Annotated in this window: 17 protein-coding genes; 3 read left to right on the top strand and 14 right to left on the bottom strand. The window is 66.5% G+C overall.

From position 1 onward, the window contains the following. Positions 1–43: 43 nt before the first annotated feature. The 8 genes from MHZ91_RS08025 to MHZ91_RS07990 all read right to left on the bottom strand — a co-directional run bounded on the left by MHZ91_RS08025 (position 44) and on the right by MHZ91_RS07990 (position 6,473). Positions 44–1,360 (bottom strand): pilus assembly protein CpaE, encoded by a 1,317-nt coding sequence (locus tag MHZ91_RS08025; RefSeq protein WP_175123677.1) that lies wholly within the window; start codon positions 1,358–1,360, stop codon positions 44–46. Further along, entirely contained in the window at positions 1,357–2,718 is a 1,362-nt protein-coding gene (locus MHZ91_RS08020) for a pilus assembly protein N-terminal domain-containing protein (RefSeq protein WP_175138059.1), read from the bottom strand. Before MHZ91_RS08020 ends, MHZ91_RS08025 begins: the two co-directional genes overlap by 4 nt. A gap of 64 nt (positions 2,719–2,782) precedes the next feature. Continuing rightward, positions 2,783–3,757 carry a Flp pilus assembly protein CpaB gene (cpaB, locus tag MHZ91_RS08015; RefSeq protein WP_239213197.1) on the bottom strand — a complete coding sequence of 325 codons (975 nt, stop codon included), beginning with the start codon at positions 3,755–3,757 and terminating at the stop codon, positions 2,783–2,785. Continuing rightward, positions 3,754–4,245 (bottom strand): TadE family protein, encoded by a 492-nt coding sequence (locus tag MHZ91_RS08010; RefSeq protein WP_239213195.1) that lies wholly within the window; start codon positions 4,243–4,245, stop codon positions 3,754–3,756. The genes cpaB and MHZ91_RS08010 overlap by 4 nt, the downstream gene beginning before the upstream one ends. Position 4,246: 1 nt before the next feature. After that, positions 4,247–4,708 carry a TadE/TadG family type IV pilus assembly protein gene (locus MHZ91_RS08005; RefSeq protein ID WP_175123681.1) on the bottom strand — a complete coding sequence of 154 codons (462 nt, stop codon included), beginning with the start codon at positions 4,706–4,708 and terminating at the stop codon, positions 4,247–4,249. After that, positions 4,654–5,175, bottom strand: a complete 522-nt coding sequence (locus tag MHZ91_RS08000) for a prepilin peptidase (protein ID WP_239213193.1) — start codon at positions 5,173–5,175, stop codon at positions 4,654–4,656. Before MHZ91_RS08000 ends, MHZ91_RS08005 begins: the two co-directional genes overlap by 55 nt. 133 nt (positions 5,176–5,308) lie before the next feature. Continuing rightward, complete coding sequence (locus MHZ91_RS07995) at positions 5,309–5,521, bottom strand: Flp family type IVb pilin (RefSeq protein ID WP_056563247.1); 213 nt, start codon at positions 5,519–5,521, stop codon at positions 5,309–5,311. Positions 5,522–5,642: 121 nt separating this feature from the next. Next, a complete protein-coding gene (locus tag MHZ91_RS07990) occupies positions 5,643–6,473 on the bottom strand; it encodes an MHYT domain-containing protein (protein ID WP_239213191.1) in 831 nt (276 codons plus the stop codon). 547 nt (positions 6,474–7,020) lie between these two features. Between MHZ91_RS07990 and MHZ91_RS07985 the strand changes: the two genes are divergently transcribed. The 3 genes from MHZ91_RS07985 (at position 7,021) to MHZ91_RS07975 (ending at position 11,319) form a co-directional block, all read left to right on the top strand. After that, positions 7,021–8,682, top strand: a complete 1,662-nt coding sequence (locus MHZ91_RS07985) for a ShlB/FhaC/HecB family hemolysin secretion/activation protein (protein ID WP_239213296.1) — start codon at positions 7,021–7,023, stop codon at positions 8,680–8,682. A 369-nt stretch (positions 8,683–9,051) separates the two neighbouring features. Further along, the gene (locus tag MHZ91_RS07980) at positions 9,052–10,746 is read left to right on the top strand and encodes a collagen-like triple helix repeat-containing protein (RefSeq protein WP_239213189.1); all 1,695 of its coding nucleotides are present in this window, start codon (positions 9,052–9,054) and stop codon (positions 10,744–10,746) included. A gap of 27 nt (positions 10,747–10,773) precedes the next feature. Continuing rightward, positions 10,774–11,319, top strand: a complete 546-nt coding sequence (locus MHZ91_RS07975) for a MarR family winged helix-turn-helix transcriptional regulator (protein WP_175126142.1) — start codon at positions 10,774–10,776, stop codon at positions 11,317–11,319. 94 nt (positions 11,320–11,413) lie between these two features. On the opposite strand, the gene MHZ91_RS07970 is transcribed toward MHZ91_RS07975, so the two are convergent. The 6 genes from MHZ91_RS07970 to MHZ91_RS07945 all read right to left on the bottom strand — a co-directional run bounded on the left by MHZ91_RS07970 (position 11,414) and on the right by MHZ91_RS07945 (position 19,790). After that, positions 11,414–13,105 (bottom strand): ABC transporter ATP-binding protein, encoded by a 1,692-nt coding sequence (locus tag MHZ91_RS07970; RefSeq protein WP_175126143.1) that lies wholly within the window; start codon positions 13,103–13,105, stop codon positions 11,414–11,416. After that, complete coding sequence (locus tag MHZ91_RS07965) at positions 13,102–14,613, bottom strand: ABC transporter permease (RefSeq protein WP_175126144.1); 1,512 nt, start codon at positions 14,611–14,613, stop codon at positions 13,102–13,104. The genes MHZ91_RS07970 and MHZ91_RS07965 overlap by 4 nt, the downstream gene beginning before the upstream one ends. Positions 14,614–14,618: 5 nt before the next feature. Continuing rightward, positions 14,619–15,596: an ABC transporter permease gene (locus MHZ91_RS07960; protein WP_056563262.1), complete on the bottom strand. Its 978-nt coding sequence runs from the start codon at positions 15,594–15,596 to the stop codon at positions 14,619–14,621. Next, entirely contained in the window at positions 15,593–17,830 is a 2,238-nt protein-coding gene (locus tag MHZ91_RS07955) for an ABC transporter substrate-binding protein (RefSeq protein ID WP_239213187.1), read from the bottom strand. Before MHZ91_RS07955 ends, MHZ91_RS07960 begins: the two co-directional genes overlap by 4 nt. A 179-nt stretch (positions 17,831–18,009) precedes the next feature. Then, positions 18,010–18,690: a thermonuclease family protein gene (locus MHZ91_RS07950; RefSeq protein ID WP_239213185.1), complete on the bottom strand. Its 681-nt coding sequence runs from the start codon at positions 18,688–18,690 to the stop codon at positions 18,010–18,012. 89 nt (positions 18,691–18,779) lie between these two features. Continuing rightward, positions 18,780–19,790: a magnesium and cobalt transport protein CorA gene (locus MHZ91_RS07945; protein WP_239213183.1), complete on the bottom strand. Its 1,011-nt coding sequence runs from the start codon at positions 19,788–19,790 to the stop codon at positions 18,780–18,782. Between the last annotated feature and the right edge of the window lie 24 nt (positions 19,791–19,814).

Here is a 19,814-nt window from a genome sequence, read left to right as displayed (position 1 = left end):
TCCGTAACCGTCCGTCTGTTTCGCCGTCAGGCGCTGTTGGCCTTCAGCCGATCACCATGCGGCGATGCACGCCGGGCAGCCAGGTCGCCAGCCAGCTTGCGTGCCCGCCGGGCGAGGTTTCCTCGGCGCACAGGCGTTCGGCCAGCGTCTGCACCGCGCGCACGTAGACGTCGCGCTCGGCCTCTTCGTGCAGCAGATGGCCGCGGTTGGTGCACACCATCAGCGGCAGCGTGCGGTCCGGCAGCGTGCCCACGAGTTCCAGGTTGAAGCGCTCAGAAATCTGCTTGGCCGTCATGCCGTAGCGCTCGTCATAGCGGTTGACGATGAGGCCAAGGGTGGAGCGGTCCACGTGTAGTTGCTCCAGTTCCTGCAACAGCCCGGCCAGCGACACCAGCGCGCCCACGCTCTGGTCGGTCACGATCCAGTTCAGCTGCGAGTTGCGCGCCAGGCCCGACACGAACTCGGCATTGGTGAAGCCGCCCGCGTCGGCCACGACCACCGAGAAATGCTGACGCATGCGTTCAAACACCAGCAGCGAATCCGACTGCGACACTTCGCGCATCTGTCCCAGATCGCGCGGCAGCGACAGCACGCTCAGGCCATTGGCCGTGTGCGCCATCGCCGATCCGAGCAGCGTGGAATCGAGGCGGCGCAGATTGCGCGCCGCCTCGGCAAAATCGAAGTCGCCGCCGATGTTCAGGTACAGCTGGCAATCGCCCACGGGCCAGCCCAGGTCCATCAGCGCCACGCGGCTGGACAACGGCAGCGGCTCGCCCGGCGGTTGGGAAGCCTTGGCGGCGCGCTGGTTGTGCGCCAGCTTCAGGCGGTCCTGCACCATGCCTGCCAGATGGACGGACAAGGTGCTGGTGCCCACGCCGGGACGCGCGCCCATCAGCACGACGCTGCGGCGCGTGCCGTCCGTGCGCCCGCCCGACGGCCGGTCGAGCACGCGCAGCACCACTTCCCGAACTTCCTGCGGCGCCACGGACGGATCGACGAAATCAACCGCGCCCGCACGCAGCGCGGCGATCGCGCCCTCCGGCTGGCTGACGTAGCCGACCGCCACGCGCGGCAGCGTTGGCGCGATGCGCGCCAGAAGGCGCGCCAGTTCGGCGGACTTGAACAGCTTGCCGGGTTCGTCGTCGCTCAGTGAGAAATCCAGGAACACCACCTGCGGCGCCAGCTCGGTCAGGCGCCGCGCCAGTTCCTCGATGCGCGGCGACTCCTGGGTCAGCACGCCCAGGTCACCCAACGCCATTCCCAATTGCGCGGCGATCGCACTGCCCTGAGAACAAAACAGGAACCGCGTGCCGTTCTGCAGGCCCACTCCTTCGCTGGCATGTGTCTTCATATTGGTCACCGTGAGAATCCCGGCATCTGTTGGCCGCTTGCCGGGCCGGTCAGGTAATAACCCCAGGCATTGAACGCCGTGTCGGTCTGCTCCTGCCGCGCGCCCGGCAGCGGCAGGGCCACGCCGCGCGCGATCGGGCGCACCAGGCGCGGCGTCACGACGATGACCAGTTCGGTGTCTTCCTGGGAATAATCGACGCTGCGAAAGAACGCGCCGATGATGGGCAGGTCGCCCAGCATGGGCACCTTGTTGACCATCGCTTTCGTCTGGCGCGACACCAGGCCGCTGATCACGAAGCTTTCGCCATCGCCCAGTTCGACCATCGTGTCGGCGCGCCGTGTGCGCAGCGCCGGAATGATGGTGCTGGTGTCTTCGCTGGTGTTGATGGCGATGCCGTTGGTGTAGTCGAGCTCGCTGGCCTCGGGCGCCACCTTCAGCGCGATGCGGTCGCGCGACAGCACGGTGGGCGTGACGGTCAGGCCGATGCCGAAGGGCTTGAAGGTCACGTTGACCGTTCCCAGCCCGCCGGCCTGCGGAATCGGCAGCTCGCCGCCCGCCAGGAAGCTGGCGCTCTGGCCTGTCAGCGCGACAAGCGTCGGTTCGGCCAATACGCGCGCCATGCCGTTGGTCTGCAAGAGGCGCAGGCGCGCCGCAAAGTTGTTGGAGTCATAGAACAGCGAGAACCCGGACGCCAGCGCGCCGCCCAGGCTGGCGGGCATGGTGGAGCTGCCGCCGCTCCAGGGGCCGTTGCTGGCCGTGAAGCTGATGCCGGCCGCCTTCATCACCGAACGCGACACCTCCACGACCTTCACTTCCACCTGCACGACGCCGCCCGTGCCGGCGGTGGACAGGTCCACCACATTCTTGTCGCCGCCCACAGCGGCGGCCGCCATGGTGGCCGAGGCGATCTGCCCGAGCGGCGATTCGGCGTGGCCTGACACGACCGCGTGGCCGTCCGCAATGTCCACGTTGGCACCGCCGCCCAAACCACGGCTGGCCAGTGCGCCCTGCACGCCGCTGCCGACGCGCACGGTCCATACCTGCGGCGCGGCGTTGCCGCCCGTCCAGACCTGTAGCCGCGTGGTGCCGGGCTTCTTGCCGTACAGCAGCACGGCGCCCGCGCGGTTGCCGGTAGCCGGCAGCACCTTCACATCCGCCACGTCCGGATCGCCGATGGCGATGCGCGACGGCGCGCCGTGGTCGAGCATGACGGTCTGCTGCTCTCTGACCGCCATTGAAATATCGCGGGCCGGCGCGTTTGCGCCGGTCGCTGGGGCCGCGGTTTGTGCCAGGCTGATTCCCTCGTGCGTCATCGCCGCGGCGGCCGACAGAAGGCAGATCATGGTAGTGCGCTGAAGTTTCTTCATAGTGCCGGATCTGATGATGGGATTCTTCGGCTGCGGGCCGCGCCTGGTGCGCCCGCCGCCCCGTTCAGTAGCGCACGTGCTCGGATTTGTCTCCTCGAATGATTTCCACCGTCCGGCCGCCGCCGGTCCCTTGGGGCCGGACTGCCGGCCGGGCTGCGGAACCACGCGCGGCGGGCGCCAGAGCGGCGGCCGTGCTGCCATCGAGCTGTACCAAACTTTCGCCCGCGAAGGCGCGGTTCGGGCCCGTCAGCAGCGACTCGCGCTGCGCGGGCGTCAGATCCGCCCGCACCGGCAACACCGTGCCGCGCGGGGCGAACAGGGCCACATCCGGCATGCTGTCGTCGCCCACCGGCCGCAGGGCCAGCTGCAGACGGCCCGCGCGGCTGGCCAGCATCAATTCGTTCACGCGATCCACCGGCACCGCCAGCACCGCGGTGCGCGCCGGCTGGCCAGGACCGCCTTGCTGCAAGGCAGGCTTCTCGTCCGGTCCTTCCACCGTGGCCTGGCCATAGGCCAGCACGCGCACCTGCGACTGCAACAGGCGCGCCTGGCCCGAGGCGACTTCGGGGCTTTTCTCGATCATGAAGAACACGTCCACCATGTCGCCCGGGACAATGCGGTTGCCCCCGCCGACAACCTCGTCCACCGCGATGGCGACGGCGCGCTCGCCCGCCTTGAGCTGGCGCGCCAGCCCCTGCGTCAGCAGGCTGGGCACGATCGGATCGCCCACGGCAATGTCCGCCCTTGTCACCGCGCCATCCAGCGGCGCGACGTCGGCAAAGCCGCCGGACAACGCAGCCTGCCACTGCACCACCGTCAGCATGCGTGCGCTGTCGATGCGTGAACCGGCCGGGATCGCCTCGCGCGCCACAACCACCGGATACAGCTTGACCGGCTCTGCCGGCGCAACAGCCACCGGCGCCGGCGCCACGGTGGCTGCCGGGCGCGGCGGCGCCGACGCCAGACGCCAGGCCACGAACGCAAGCGCGACGCCCGCCACCAGCAACAATCCCGCGACGATCTTGCTCAGACTGCTCATGGCGTCCCCTGCGATATCTGCACGACAGCCTGCGAATGCAGCCTGCTTGGAATCCAGTTGCGGTTTGCGCCCGGCAAGGCGGTGACCAGGCCACGCACGGTCTCCAGCAGCGGCCAGGTCTGCGTGTTGTAGGTCATGGCGACGGTGGCGCAGTCGGCCTGCGCCCCGCCTGCGCCGCTCCACGCGCACGGCGCGCGCGTAGCACTGCACAGCACCGCCGATCCGGCGGAAAACGTTCGCATTGCCGCCACGCAGGCGATGGCCGGCACGTCGGACTGGCCGCTAAACCGCGCATGGACGGCGGCGCGCGCGCCGTCTGCGGCGGCGGCGGCCAATTGCTGCTGCATCCAGAACAGCGCACCGAATCCGACCACGCCGCAGATGAAGAGCAGCAGCACCGTGAGCGTCAGCGAAAACTCCAGCGCCGCGATGCCGCGCTGGCGCGCGCGTGTCTTGATGCCGTTGAGGGTTCTCGGCGTCGCGCGCATGTCAGCTACCCCCGCCCAGGGCGTCGCCCAGATGCACCGTGGCACGGGCGCTCAGCACGCTAGAAGCCGGCATCAGCGCCGTGTTCAAAAATGGCACGGCCGGCAGGAGCGGATGGGCGCCGTACGCGTACGACACGTTGACTTCGACCTGATCCTGCGCCAGCGGCAAGCCGCTGCACGCGCCGCCGGCCGCGCTGGTCAGGGCGCCCGCACTGCCGCAGACCGCAACCTGCACGGGTCCGGCGGACATGGCGCTGATCCACGCCGCCTGCGACAGCGCCGATTCTCGTCCCGCTTCCGCCCGCGCCGAGAGCGACGCGGTGCCCGGCTGCCACTGCAGGATCTTGCGCGCGCCGTCCTGCGCGGCGAGCGTCACGGAATGCTGCGCGGCGACCACCAGGGAATACGTCAGGATCCCGTAGAACACCAGGAAGAACACCACGAATACCAGGGCGAATTCCACGGAATAAGCGCCGCGCTGAAGGCGGCCAGGCCCAGATATGCGGCATAGGGAATCTGGCGCGCGCGGTTGCTCAGTGCCCAGACGCCCGACACGGCCAGATACAGCAAGCTGTGCAGACCGGCCAGCACGCTGGCCAGCACCAGAGTGACCATCAGCGGCGCAAAGCCCAGCAGCAATCCGAGCACGGCGATGGCCTTGATATCGCCGGCCCCCATCAGACGCCAGCGCCACAGCGGCAGGAAAAGCGCCGCCGCCAGAAATCCGGCCAGCGTCGGCAGCCATCCGCTCCATCGCGGCGGATAGGCCCAGCCGGGCGCCAGCAAGGCCGCCAGCAGCCAAAGCAATTGGGCCGCGAATCCCACGACGATCAGCCGGTTGGGGACGCGGCGATGACGCAGATCGCCATGGATCAGCGCCAGAATCCAGCATGTGAACAACAGCCACCACAGCAGCACCCCTGGATACAAGGCTAGACCTTCCAAAAATCCGGTAACACGACAGGCGCGCCATGGCGGACGCAGCCCCCATCAACCAAACGAGGCCGGGTTGCGGCGTCGCGCTGCGGTGGCCCGACCACCGCAGCGCGATTCCGCTTGCGCCTCAGCCGGCGCCGCCAGCCGGCGGCGTGGTGCCGGTACCTGCCTTGGCGTTGTCCAGCTTGGTGCCAAGGTCCTCGAACATGCCTTTCAAGGAACCGGTAAAGGCGCCCACCGCCACAATGAGGGCCACCGCCACCATGCCTGCGATCAGCCCGTACTCCAGGGCGGTGATGCCGTCTTCGTCATTCCAGAACTGCGCAAGTGTTGCTTTCATAACAAGCTCCATGAGCATCGATTGACGACCGAGGCCGTTGTTGCGTGAACAGAACCAGCCCCTTCAAATCCTGAACCGCCCGCACGCCACTGCACTGCCGCGACGGGGACCCAGGGACCTGCTAACCCGGCCCAGGTGAGGCGCCGGGAGATCTGTGCGGCGCCTCAGCAGGCGCCGATTCAATGATCGAGTCGATACGCTGCGCCATGCGCGCGCGAAAGCGTTGGGAAGCCCGCTGCAAATGCCAGCGCATGAGCAGCAAGGTAATGATGGACAAGGCGAATGCGATATACGGCAGCATGGCGCCCCCGATATACCCGCCGGCGGCGTCATTGGCGGCGGTGCAGATAACCGCGCCGGCGGCCGCGCCCGTGTAATGCATGCCGCATACCGCGACGGCCATCAATATGGCGGCGCCGATACGCTGGCGTTCATTCTGCGTATTGAATGCAAGCCAGAGTGCGGCGGTGGCCGCAATGACGGCAATCAGCACCGACAAGACCACCAGGGGAAGATTCCAGAGCAGAACCGCCGGCATGCGCGCGGCACTCATACCGACATAATGCATGGACGCGACGCCGAAGCCTGCGGCGCACCCGCCGATCAGGCACCGGATAAAAGTGAATCGCTCGCGTCCGACATACCAGAAGGCCCAACCGGAAAACCCGGCGGCCACCAGAAAGCTGAGTAGGGTCAGCCCCATCTGATAACCGACTTCAAACGGCAGGTTCTGCGCCAGCATGCCGATGAAATGCATGCTCCAGATGCCCACGCCGCCCATCGCCACCGCGCCGATGACCACATAGCCGAGGCGGATCTCGCCGTCCTGCGTTTCGGCGCGGATGCCCGCCGCCGCCAGCAGGGCGACGTACGAGCCCAGGGCCGCGATCAGGAACGACAGCGCCACCAGGCCGCTATCGAAGGAGAGCGGGACGATGTCGCCCGGGCTCATGAAAGCTCCTTGTGTGGTGACCGGCAGCGGTTATGTGCGGCCGGCAGGTAATTGCAGTGCATCTCGCAGTAATTCCCAGCCATATGAATCTCCGGGAGGGTCCACACATTTTGCGTATTTTTGATACGTGACCTCAGTTTATATATTGCCAAATCATACGCATCAGGGTTTTCACTGAATTTCGCAATGTTGCGACACGCCAGTTGTAACGGATACTCCCAACTTCGAGGGAATCGTATAAAAAACACCCCAATCTCGCCTATCTTTCAACCAACGAATTAATGGGGACATCGGGACAATTGAGCGCGGAAGGCATATTGCACGTCGTACAACCGCAGTTTGAAATCCATTGTCATTGTTCAGACAATACTGGCACCATATAAACGGCCTTAATCGAAACTTTCCATTACTGGTGACGCAACCCCCTATTCCACTCGACACGCGATCTTTGTCGGCTCGGCCTTCACATGAGCAAGCAGAAATGAAAGATAAAAAAGGCATACGAGTGAACATTCAGGGCGGCCCGTTGGCCCTGGCCCTGTTTTGCATGATGGCAACGGCCTCGCCCGCCCGCGCGGAGGGACCGTTACGGGGCAATCCGGTGGACGCCCTGCCAAGGCTGGAACGTCCGCCCTCGGCAAGGCAGCCGCCGCCGGTGGTCCAGACCGCCACCCCGGAGCAACTGGCCTTGCAGGCCCGGCTGGCGCAACGGATCGTGCCGCGTAACTTCGACGTCACCGGGGTGCGCGCCATTCCGTTCGAGGAAGTGTCCGCAATACTCGCCCCGCTGGCGGGCAAGGAAATCAGCCTGGGTGAGCTGGTCGCTCAGGTGGACAAGATCACGCAGCTGTACCGCGACAAGGGCTATCCCCTGTCATTTGCGCTGGTGCAGAACCAGACGTTCGCAAACGGCCTGGTCGTCGTGACGGTGGTCGAAGGCTATATCGCCAATGTTCGGATCGACGGCGACATCGGCAATGCGCAGGACCGCCTTGAAACACTGGCCGCGCCGATGCTCGCGGAACGGCCGCTCAGCCAGGTCACGCTAGAGCGCCAGCTGAACCTCATGCGTACCGTGCCAGGCGTCAGGTTCACGCCCAGCCTGGATCTGCCCCGCCGCGCAGACGGCGCCACCGAATTGTCGCTGACGGCCAGCCGCCAGCCCGTCAACCTGAGCGGCGACATTGCGGACCTGGGCACCGGCATGCAACCCGTAGTGAATGTCACGACCAATAGCCTGACGCCATTGGGCGAGCAAGTGAAGCTCACTGCGGCAGTGCCGTTCAATACCGATGACGTCAAATACGTGTCCGGCGAAATCCGGGTGCCGATCGGCGCAGATGGCCTGTCGGTCAAGGTTGACGGTTATTACTATGATGCGCGCCCGCAGGACGACGCGATCGAGCTGCTGGGTTTTGATCGGCGAGTCAAAAACGATCGTATCGGCGTCGGCGTCAGTTATCCGTTCCTGTTGAACAACCGGCGTTCGCTGACCGGGACATTGGGGGTATATGCCGCCAATTCCAAAGACCGTTACGAAGCCCGCGAATCCGACCGGTGGCTGCAGCAAGACGCGCAGGTGCGCGCCGCGACAGCCGAGATGCGTTATATCCAGGTTTCAGAAACCAAAGCGACGGACGTCACGTTGACGGCCGCCAAGGGGTTTGACGCCGCAGGCGCAAAAAAGGATATCTCGACCAACTACGGTTATTCCGCGACGCCACGGCTGGACCTGGACTTCACGCGCTACAACCTGAACGCCCGGCAGACATTCGCGCTGCCCCACCAGTTCGGACTTGTGTTCTCCGGCGCGGGGCAGTATTCCAGCAATATCCTGCCCTCTTCCGAGCAGATCTCCTTTGGCAGCTGGCGGTTTGCCATGGGTTATCCGCAGGGTGAGCAAAGCGGGGACAAAGGCGTCGGCGTGTCGGCCGAAATCAATCGCCGCTTCGGCGTGGGCTGGACATACCTTTCCAGCGTACAGCCCTACGCCTTGGTCGACTACGCGCGCACCTGGTACAACAACAAGGACCTGCAGACGCTGAACAACCGGCACCTGTCATCCGTAGCGCTGGGCGTGCGGATCACCGACGACAAGCATTATCTATTTGACTTCAACGTGGCCAAGCCAGTGGGGTCGGCCACTGTCAATAACGACCGTGACGTGCGTTTCAACGCCAATTATTCGCTCTTCTGGGACGCGCTATAACTGCCGAACCCTGCCCTGCGCGGTTGTGCCAATGGTTTAAAGACGCCCGTTTCGACGGGCGTTTTTAATGCGGGAAAGGCGCCGATGTTACGTAACGCCCGACGTAACGTCGGCCGTAACGTTACGGCCGATGACCGGCTTTCCGTAACAATCGCAGGGTCGCCGACATCCCAAAACAGCGATTATCAGGAACCAGGGAAAAACCCTTAAAGCCCTGGGTATGGGCCTGATAACAAAGGGAATTTTCAGGTACAGCATTATCGAAACTGGTGTTTTGCGTCGGTTCTGAAAAATCTTGGCATGGTTTGTGCATCTGGAAGCGTACCGGGTTGTATCAACACCCGAATCTTCCAGCCAAAGGAGTTCGTCATGCAGATCCATTCCGAAAAGCGCCGCCTCCATCGCGTCCTCTCCGCCACCGTCCTGGCCACCGCGCTTGTAGGCGCACTGAGCGCCTGCGGAGGAAACGGCGGCAGCGGGAAGAAAACCGCAGGTCTCCCAGGAACCGATATCCCGACCAACCCCGGCGGAGGCGGCCTGGATCCCGGCTTGAACCCCGGCGGGGGCACGAACCCCGGGGGAGGCACCAACCCGGGCGGCGGTACGAACCCCGGCGGGGGCTCCAACCCGGGTGGTGGCACTAATCCGGGAGGCGGCACCAATCCCGGCGGTGGCGGCACCGATCCCGGCACCAACCCGCCCCGCGTCATCGGCGTGCTTGAAACGACGCTGGGCAACACCGGCGGCGCAGTCGACAACGCCCTGCCTCTGAACCTGGACTCGACCCTTGGCGGCGTGGGCAAGGCGCTGGACCCCACCATCAAGCCGGTCGCGGACACCGTGGTCGGGCTGACGCAGCAGGTGGGCGCCACGACCGGCCTGGGCCAGCCCCTTGACGGCATCGTCAGGCAGGTGGGAGGCGCGGTCAGCGACCTGGGCACGGACGTCAAGGGCGCGGGCCTGCCCGGCGGCTTGTCGGTTGGCGTGGGCGGGCTGGTGGATGGTCTGGGCAAGACGGTGGCCAGCACGGGCGGCCTGCTGCATGCGGACGCGAACAATCCCAATCCCCTGACGACGGTGCTGGGCAATGCCACCGGCGCGGTGGGCGCGCTGACCGGCCCGCTGGCTGGCCAGGGCGGTCTGCTGCAACCGATTACGCAGGTCGTGGCTGGCGTGACGGGCGGAGTGCTCAACGGCCCGACCACGCCGCTGCTCGAGCCCGCGCTGGGCAATGTCGGCAAGACCGTCGACAACGTGCTGCCGCTGGGCCTGCAGACGACACTGGCAGGCGTGGGCGGCGCGCTCGACCCCACCGCCAGCCCGTTGGCCGCCAACGTCGTGGGCCTGACTCAGCAAGTGGGCGACACGACGAAGCTGGGCGCACCGGTCGCCAACCTGTTGACCAGCCTGGGCGGCACGGTCACGAATCTGGGCGGCTCGTTGCCAGGTGCTGCACCCGGCTTGAACGGCGTGCTGCAAGGACTGGGCGGGGCCGTCGCCAGTGCAGGCGGATTGGTCCATGCCACGCCGGGCAACGCGAATCCGCTGGGCTCGACGCTGGCCAACGCCACGGGCGCGGTTGCGTCGCTGACGGGAGGCCTGGGCGGCGTGACCGGCGACGCCAATGGCGCGGGTGGCTTGCTGGCGCCCGTGACGGGACTGCTGGGCGGTGTGACGGGCGCCCTGAATGGCGCGGCGGGCGGCGGGCTGCTGGGTGGGGTGACCGGCGGACTGACCGGTGGCGCCGGCGCCACCGCCGGTGCGGGCGCCTCGGCTGGTGCAGGCGCCTCGGCCGGCACGAACGGCGGCGGCCTGCTGGGCGGGCTGCTGGGTGGCGTGAACGTCGCGGCGGGTGCGGGCGCTGGCGCGGGCGCAGGTGTCACCACCGGCGCGCCGGCCAGCTCGGGAGGATCGGGCGGAACGACGGGTGGCGCAGCCAACGGCGGCCTGCTCGGCGGTCTGCTGGTGGGGGTGACGGGCGCCACGACAGGTGGCACGACGGGCGGTGCGCCCAACGGCGGCTTGCTCGGCGGGTTGCTCGGCGGCTTGGCCGGCAAGAAGTAATCCCCCTAATCGCCAGGAAACCATATCATGCTGCAACAACAGACCTACCATCACCACGAGCCCATGACCGGCATGGTCGAGCCATCAAAGAGCAGCCGGCGGTCCGGGATGCTGGACGAGATCGGCCTGCTGCTCGGCCGGCAGTTTGCCGCCTACAACACCGCCTGCCAATCGGCCTTGGCCGAGAAGCTGGGCACGACGGTGGCGGACCTGAAGGCCCTGGAGCTGGTCATGGCGTTCGATGCCCTGCCCACGGGGCATCTGGCGCGGTTGATGGGCATCAGTTCGGGTGGCGCCACCGCGCTCATCAACCGGCTGGAAGCGGCCGGCTATGTGGAACGCGGCCGCCACCCGCTTGACCGCCGGATCATCGTGATCCGGCCGGTCGAGGCGCAGTGCCGGGTGCTCGCGCAGGAGCGGCAGTGGATCGCCGAAACCATCGCGATGACGTCCTGCAACTACGACACCGCGGACCTGGAGGCCGTGCACGGGTTCCTGACGCGTTGCGGCCGCGGCGTGAAGCGAGACACGCTGGACTGGCTGGAGGCGGGCAGCGCGCATCAGCCTGGGTAGGCGGCGGCAGGGCCTAAACCCTGCTGCCGCTTCAACCGGATCCGGCCACATCGGCCGGATCCGGCTTCAACCCATTCACGCGGCATTAGACGGATCAATCCGCGTCAGGCGGCCCGAAATGCAGACGCGGCACCGCGGCCAGCAGCCGGCGCGTGACCTCCTGGCGCGGCGCCAGCAACACCGATTCCGCCTGACCCAGCTCGACGATGCGGCCCTTGTCCATGACCGCGATGCGGTCCGCCAGATACTCGACCACGCCGAAGTTGTGGGTGATGAAGAGATACGCGATGCCCAGATCGGCCTGCAATTCGCGCAGCAGATCCAGAATCTGCGCCTGCACCGATACATCCAGCGCCGACGTGGGCTCGTCGCAGATCAGCACCTTGGGTTCGACCGCCAGTGCGCGCGCAATGGCGATGCGCTGGCGCTGTCCGCCCGAGAATTCATGCGGATAGCGCGTCAGCGTGTTGGCGGGCAACCCGACGCGCTCGATGAGCTGCGCGGCGTGCTTTTCGCGGTCCTGCCGGCTCATGCCGCGCTTGAGCGACGCCAGCCCCTCGTCCAGGATCTCGCCGATACGCATGCGCGGATCCAGCGATGCATACGGGTCCTGAAACACGATCTGAATGTCCTGCCGCAGCCGCTGCAACTGGCGGCGGTCGGCGGTCAGCAGGTCCTGGCCTTGCAGCATCGCGCGGCCCGAGATGCGCGCGCCGTCGATCAGCCGCAGCAAGGCCTTGCCGGTGGTGGTCTTGCCGCAGCCGGATTCGCCCAGCAGCGCCAGCGTTTCCCCCGCGCGCAGCGTGAAGGTCACGCCGTCCACGGCCTTGACCCACGACACGATGCGGCGCAGCGGCCCCTTGCGTACCGGGTAATGGACTTTCAGATCCTGCACATCCAGCACCACGCCTGCCGTGCGATCCGGCCCGGCCTGCTGGCGCTGCTGCGCGGCCACGGCGCGGCCCTGTTCGGTCAGCGGCACGCCACGCTTATCGAAGGTGGGGATGGCTTCGAAGAGCTGCTTGGCATACGGATGGCGCGGCGCGCGGAAGAATTCCTCGGCGCTGGCGCTTTCGACGATCTCGCCGCTGCGCATCAACGCGACGTGATGCGCCACGTTCTTGACCACGGCCAGGTCGTGCGTGATCAGCAGGACGGCCATGCCCATTTCCTGCTGGATGCTGGCCAAAAGGTCCAGCACCTGCGCCTGCACCGTCACGTCCAGCGCGGTGGTCGGCTCGTCGGCGATCAGCAGCACGGGCTCGGCCGCCAGCGCGATGGCGATCATGACGCGCTGCTTCTGGCCACCGGAAAACTGGAACGGATAGTCGTCGATGCGGCGGTCGGGATCGGGAATGCCGACCCGGCGCAGCCAGTCGATGGCCCGCGCGCGCGCTGCGGCTCCGCGCAGCGGCGTGTGCGCGGTCAGCGTCTCGATGATCTGGTCGCCCACCCGCATGACCGGGTTCAGGCTGGTGGACGGTTCCTGGAAGATGATGCCGATGCGTCCGCCGCGCACGCCGCGCATGGCGCTTTCCGGCAGGCGGTTCAGGTCTTCGCCGTCCAGGTCGATCTGCCCGCCCACGATGCGTCCGGCGTCCGGCAGCAACCGCAGCAGCGCAAGCGCCGTCATGCTCTTGCCGCAGCCCGATTCGCCCACCAGCGCGAAGGTCTCGCGCTGGGAGATGGCCAGCTGCAGGCGCTTGACCGCATGCGTCATGCCGCTTTCGCCCGCGACGTCGACGTCCAGGCCGTTTACGGTCAGCAAGGGAGTGTCGTAGCTCATGGCGCCTCTCCGGTCTTGGAGGCGCGGCCGTCTGCGGCCAGCATGGCTTCCGGACGGCGGCCAAGAAAGCCCAGGCGCGCCAGGCGGCTGGGCTTGTAGCGCCGCGTGCGCGGATCGAAGGCGTCGCGCACCGCGTCCGCGAACAGATTGGCGGCCAGCACCAGCGCCAGCATGAAGAGGAAAGCGGTCATGAGGTTCCACCAGATCATGGGATCGCGCGACATTTCCAGCCGCGCGCCGTCGATCATCGAGCCGAACGAATTCATGCTGGGATCCACGCCGATGCCCAGGTAGGACAGCACGGCCTCGTAAAGCACCAGACCCGAGAATTCCAGCACCACGGTGATCAGCACCAGGTGCGCCACGTTGGGCAGCAGGTGGCGCGTCATGATGCGCCAGTGCGAGACGCCAAAGGCGCGCGCGGCCTGCACGTATTCCAGTTCGCGCAGCTTGAGCGTTTCGGCGCGCAGCAAGCGGCACAGCCCCGCCCAGCCGGTCAGCCCCAGGATCATGCACAACAGGAACAGCCGCAGGTCGGCGCGTGCCGCCGAGGTGTCGAACAGGTCGGAATGGTTGTCGATGTACACCTGCATCATCAGCGCGCACGCGGCCACCAGCAGCACGCCGGGAATCGAGGTGATGGTGGTGTACAGGTACTGGATGGCGTCGTCGACCTTGCCCTTGAAGTACCCGGCCGCGATCCCAAAAATGATCGCCGGCGGCAGCATCGCCAGCGTGGTGAGGCTGCCGATGACGAGCGCGGTGCGGATGCTTTTCAGCGCCTGCCACAGCACGTCGTTGCCGATGCGGTCGGTGCCCAGCGCGTGATAGCCGGTAGACAGCCCCGCCAGCGCCCCCACCGTCAGGCACAACAGGGCGAAGGTGATCGTCATGGCGCGCCAGGGAATGTCGGCGCGGCCGGCCAGCAATTCCTCGGCGGCATGGGACGCCGATCCGGTGGCGCGCGTCAGGCAGGCAAACAGCAGGACCGCGCCGGCCAACGCAACGGCCAGCCCCGCGGCCAGTCCCCACCCCAGCCGCATCGCGATATCGCCGCCGCGCTCTTTCTCGGGATCGGTCAGGTGCAGCGCCGCCCCGCGCAGCCGCGGAAAATCGCGCACCGGCTTATCGTCGACCAGCATGGTCTCTTTGGTGAACTGATGCGCGGCCAGCGGCTCGGAATAGGTTTTTTCGGGGCGCGTGAGCACGGTGCCGGCCAACAGGCCGTCCAGCGCGGACCGCACCGCGGGCGCATAGACCGGCGGGGCGTCGGCGGCGGCGCCCGGTGCGGGCGGCAGCAGCGGACGGTAGTGGACGGAATCCAGCAGGCCGACCACCGAAAAGGCAACCAGGATGACGGCCGAACACATGGCGGGCGTATCGCGCGCGACACGCGCCCAGGTGGCGCGCAGGTTGGGACTGCGGCGCACGTGCCAGACGTAGGCCAGCGCGCCTGCCACCATCAGCCACAGCGCGATATCGGTCCAGAGAAAGACGAACTTGGGCATGGCGGCTACTCGAAACGCACGCGGGGATCGGCCAGCGTGTAGGAAATGTCGGCCAGGATCAGCCCCACGATGTAAAGCGCGGCGCCCAGGAACACCATCGCGCGCACGATGGAGAAGTCCTGGGCATTGATGGCGTCGATGGTGTAGCTGCCCAGCCCCGGAATGCCGAAGAACGATTCGGCGATCAGGCTGCCCATGAAGAGCAGCGGCAGCGCGGCGACCGTGCTGGTCAGGATGGGCAGCATGGCGTTGCGCAGCACGTGGCGGAACAGCACGACGCGTTCGGCCAGGCCCTTTGAGCGCGCGGTACGCACGTAATCCTTGCCGATCTCTTCAAGAAACAGGGTGCGGTAGAAGCGCGCTTCGGGCCCCAGCCGCGACACGATCGCCACCAGCACCGGCAGCGCCAGGAACTTGATCACATCCAGTCCGCCCGAATAGCCCGAGAACGGCACCAGCCGCAGCAGCTTCGCGAACAGCCACTGCCCCGCGATGATGTAGAACAGGCTTGATATCGACAGCAGCATCACGCACAGCACGACGCCCCAGAAGTCCAGCCGCGTGGCCCGGAAATACACCAGCGTCAACGAGAACACGATGCTGGCGAACAACCCCAGAAAGAACGTGGGCACCGCCAGCGCCAGGCTGGGCCCCATGCGCGTCTTGATCTCGCGGCCGATGTCGCGGCCGCCATCCGACGCGCCAAAATCCATCACCAGCAGCGGCACCGAACGCCGGTAGAACACCGTGTCCGTGAGTTGCGCCGTGCCCTGGGCCTCGGCATTGAAAAACAGCGGCTTGTCGTAGCCGCGTTCGGCCTTCCATTTCTCGACCGCGTCCTGGCTGACGCGCTGGCCGCCGATGGCCAGCCGCGCCATGTCGTCGGGCGTGTTCACCGCGAAGAACAGGATGAAGGTAAAGAGATTGACGCCGATCAGAATCAGCACGCCGTACAACAGCCGGCGGATGACATAGCCGATCATGATTGATGCTCCTTGCGTTCGGGCGGCACAAACGCCGTCTGGCGTTCACGCCGCTTGAGCGCCACATACGAAGGCCAGATCGCCAGCGCCAGCAGCAGGATGAAGACGCCGACGGGCCACCAGATGGGCGAATTCCATTCGTCGATCTTCTGCTGCCGCAGTGCCGGGTCGATCTTCATGTACTGCAGCGTGTTGCGCACCATTTGCGTGGGCTTGGCGTTGCCGACCCACTGCTGATAGGCCCCGCCCGACATCGGGAAGTAGCCGAACATCCATGGCGCATCGCGCTGGACGACGGCGATCATCTCGGCGATCAGCGCGGCCTTCTCAGGGCCGTCATCCAGGAATTTCATCTGCTCGAACAGCTTGTCGAACTCGGGGCTGGCATAGTTGGCCGCGTTTTCACCGCCGCCCTTGGCCTTGGCATTGGGGCCATACAGCAGGAAGAGGAAGTTCTCGGCGTCGGGGTAATCGGCATTCCAGCCCCACAGGAAGATCTGCGCGGCGCCTCGCAGCATCTTGTCCTGGAAGCGGTTGTAGTCGGTGGCGCGCACGTCGAGCTGCACGCCGATCTTGGCCAGCTGGCGCCGCATCCAGTCGGACTGCGGGTTGGAGCCGCCGCCGGACATGGAATCGAAGTACAGCACCAGCGGCGCGCCCGTCTGCGCGTTGCGGCCGTCCGGGTAGCCGGCCTCGGCCAGCAGCCGCTTGGCCACATCGATGGATTTGCGCACGGGCTTGCCGTCCACCAGGTCATACACGACGGGATTGATGCCTTCGGGCGGATCGCGGTAGCCCAGCACGCCAGGCGGCACCGGGCCATAGGCCACCGACGCCTGGCTGTTCTCGAACACCGCCACGTACTCTTCCCAGTCGAAGGCGATACTGATGGCCTGGCGCAGCTTGCGGTTGCGTTCCTGCTGCTCGGGCGTGTCGCCCTTGCCCACCACCGGATCCAGCCAGTTGAAACCCATGTACCAGTTGGCGGTCTCGACCGTGGTCGGCAGCTTGATGCCGTGTTCCTGATACTTGCGCGCCTTGTCCTGGCTGTCGCCGGCCGCCACCAGCATGGCCACGCCGTATTCGCCGCGCTCGATCTGCGGCACGTCGTAATAGCCCTGCATGAACTTGCCGGTCAGAGGAATGGCTTCCTTTTCGACGCTGAACTCGGCGCGGTCGATGAAGGGCGTAGGCTTGCCGCAGTCGGCCAGAAGACCCGCGGCCTTGTCGCCGGGTTCGCCTTCGCAGGGATAGGGTTCGCCGTGGTAATTGGGATTGCGGCCCAGCACGTGGCGGCGGTTCTGCAGCGATTCGACCAGCATGTACGGGCCGGTGCCCACCGGCCAGGTGTTCAGCGACAGGTCGTGGGCGGCCATGCCGGGCTGGTTGTAGAACCGGTCCGCTTCCCAGGGGATGGGCGCGGTGAAGGTCATGGCCAGCCAATACTTGAACTGCGGATACTTGCCGTCGACGCGGATCCGCAGCGTGTGGGCATCCAGCGCCTCGACGCCTTTGAAGCCGTCGTCCTCGCGCAGGTCCAGCCAGGGCGACGCGCCCGCGCCGCCGGGCACGTCGCGCCGCAGGTCCTGGTCGCGCTTGCGCAACCGGTCGCCGTAGTCTTTGAGGCCCTGCACGTGTTCGGCCATCAGCGAATAGATGGGCGACACCACGCGCGGACTGGCCAGGCGCCGGAACGCATAGACATAGTCGTCGGCGGTGAGCTCGCGGGTGCCGGTCAGCGGGAAGTCGGGAATGTAGAACTTGTCGTCGAGTTCGCCGGGCGCCAGCGGAAAGTAGGCGTAGCTGCCGTCCGGCTTGCGGGCGAAGGCCGGATGCGGCGCGAAGCGGATGCCCGGCCGGATCTTGATGTCGTAGATGCTTTGCGCGATCTGGTCGCCCGGCGCGTCCGCGGGCAGCGTGTTGCCGTCCTTGTCCAGGTACACCGGCGGATCGATCGACGCGGCCGCGCGCGGGATCAGCTCGTAGGGCCGCTTCAGGTAGTGATACCCGTAGAGCGGCTCATAGATGTTGTAGGTATACGGCGTTTCGTCGCCGGAATAGGAGCTGGCCGGGTCCAGGTACTTCGGAGAGCGTTTGACGAACGCGGAATACAGCGTGTTCTGGCTTTCGGCGCCGGATGGATAGGGGCTGTTGATGGGGCTTTCTTGCGAGCAGCCCGCCAACGCCAGCGACAGCAGCATGGCCGACGCCCAGAGCCGCTTCAGTACACCCATGGAAACCTTCCCTTCGTTTCGTAGCGACAGAGGATAGCAAAAGGGGGGCCGGGGAAATACCCCGGCATGCCCTTAGAGGCGCTACGGGCGGATCGGGCCGGCGCGCGTTGGGGTGCCGGCTGGGCGGCTGGATGAAGGTGAGAAGCCCGGATGACGGCGAAGCACCCCGATGGCGGCGCTCAGCCGCACTGGCGCTGGCGCCAGCAGTCATAGCGCCATTTCCAGGGCTGCATGGCGTCCGGCCTCGCCCACAGCCCGCGCCCCGCCGCCTTGGCCTGGCGCTGAAGATCCGGCATGGCCTTGTCGCGCAGGTAATCGCCCTTGCGGGCCGTGTAGGCCCAGGCGTAGCCAGCCTCGACCTGCACGCGGTTGGCAGAGCGCCCGTCGTCCAATATCAGCGCGCAGACATCGCGGCCATATTGATCCTGCTCGTAGCACTGCGCGGTGAGCATCTTGCCGGCCACCAGTCCAGCCAGATGCTTGCGCGCCGCCTCGGCGTCAGGCTGGCCGGGCTGATCCGTGCCATGGCCCTCTTCCGGCGCGTCGATGCTGTCCATCCGGATGCGCCGCTGCCCGTCGGGCGCCCGTAGCGTCACGGTATCGCCGTCCGCCACATTCACGATCGTGCCCGTCAACGTGTAGGTTCCTTGCGGCACACCGCCCGCAGGCGCCGTGGCCGACGGTTTACCGCCCGCCGGCGCTGTCCCCGTGGGCTTGCCGGTTGCCGTCGGCCCCGGGCGCTGCGGCGCGGAGTCCTGCGGGGAAAGCCAGTTCACGATGGCGCCCGCCGCCGCCAGAACCAGGGCGACGACAAGGGCGGTCAGCTTGCTGCCGCCGCGAAAGGGGGATTTGCCACGCACCGGCGGAACTCCAGAGGGAAAACGACAGCGAGTTTGCCACAAGGGAGCTCGCTGCAGACGCCTGATCGATGTCGTCTGACACCCCGGGATTACAACCAGCCCGACTTCCGGAACCGCCAATACAGCACGGAACACACGGACGCGATGACGCCCAGCGTGACCGGATAGCCCCATGGGGATTTCAGTTCCGGCATGAACTCGAAGTTCATGCCATAAATGCCGGCGATCGCGGTGGGCACGGCCAGGATGGCGGCCCAGGACGCAAGTTTGCGGGTGGTGTCGTTCTGCGCCGCCTGCCCGATCATCAGGCTGGCTTCAAAGGCGAACGCCAGCGATTCGCGCAGCGAATTGAAAAGCTCATCCACGCGCAGCACGCGATCCGCCACTTCGCCGAAGTAAGGCCGCGCATGCTCGTCCACGGCGGACATTTCGACGCGCGCCAGCCGGCGGCAGATCTCGGCCAGCGGCGACACCACGGTATGGATGCGCAAGAGATCCCGCCGCTGCCGGTACAGCCTGCGGATGTCCGAGTCCTTTGCGCCTCGGATCAGCAGCTTCTGTTCGGCGCCTTCGACGACGCTTTCGATCTTGACGGCCGCCGCCACGTAGCGATCCACCAGCCAGTCCAGCAGCTCGGACGCCACGTAGTCGCTGCCGCGCTTGAGCAGGTCGGGCGAGGCTTCCAGGCGCTCGCGCAGCGGGCTGTGCCCGGCGGTGGCGCCGCGCCGCACGGTGACCAGGAAGCCGTCGCCGATGAGGAACTGCGTCTCGCCGAAGATGGGCCGCTCGGCTTCGACTTCGACCGTCACGGCGACGATGAGAATCATGTTGCCGTAGTCGATGATCTTGGGACGCCGGTGGGCTTCCAGCATCTCTTCCTGGTTCTTGTCGCACGCGCCAAGCTCGCGCGACACCTTGGCAAGCGTCTCCGGACTGGGGTTGCGCAACCCGATCCACAGCATGCTCTGGCCCTGACGCTGGGCAACGTACTGGCCGGCCTCTTCGATGGGGACCTCACGGTCCCGCCGTCCGTTCACGTAGGCGATCGATGCCACGACTTCGCCCTTGGGCGCGTCGACGGCTTGCTCTTCAGTAGACATAGACATCCTCGGACAAATCGATCC

It is taken from the genome of Achromobacter sp. ACRQX, assembly GCF_022346505.1.
GTDB lineage: Bacteria > Pseudomonadota > Gammaproteobacteria > Burkholderiales > Burkholderiaceae_B > Achromobacter > Achromobacter animicus.
The sequence above is the reverse complement of the archived record's forward strand: the minus strand, read 5'-3'. Positions and strand labels throughout refer to the sequence as shown.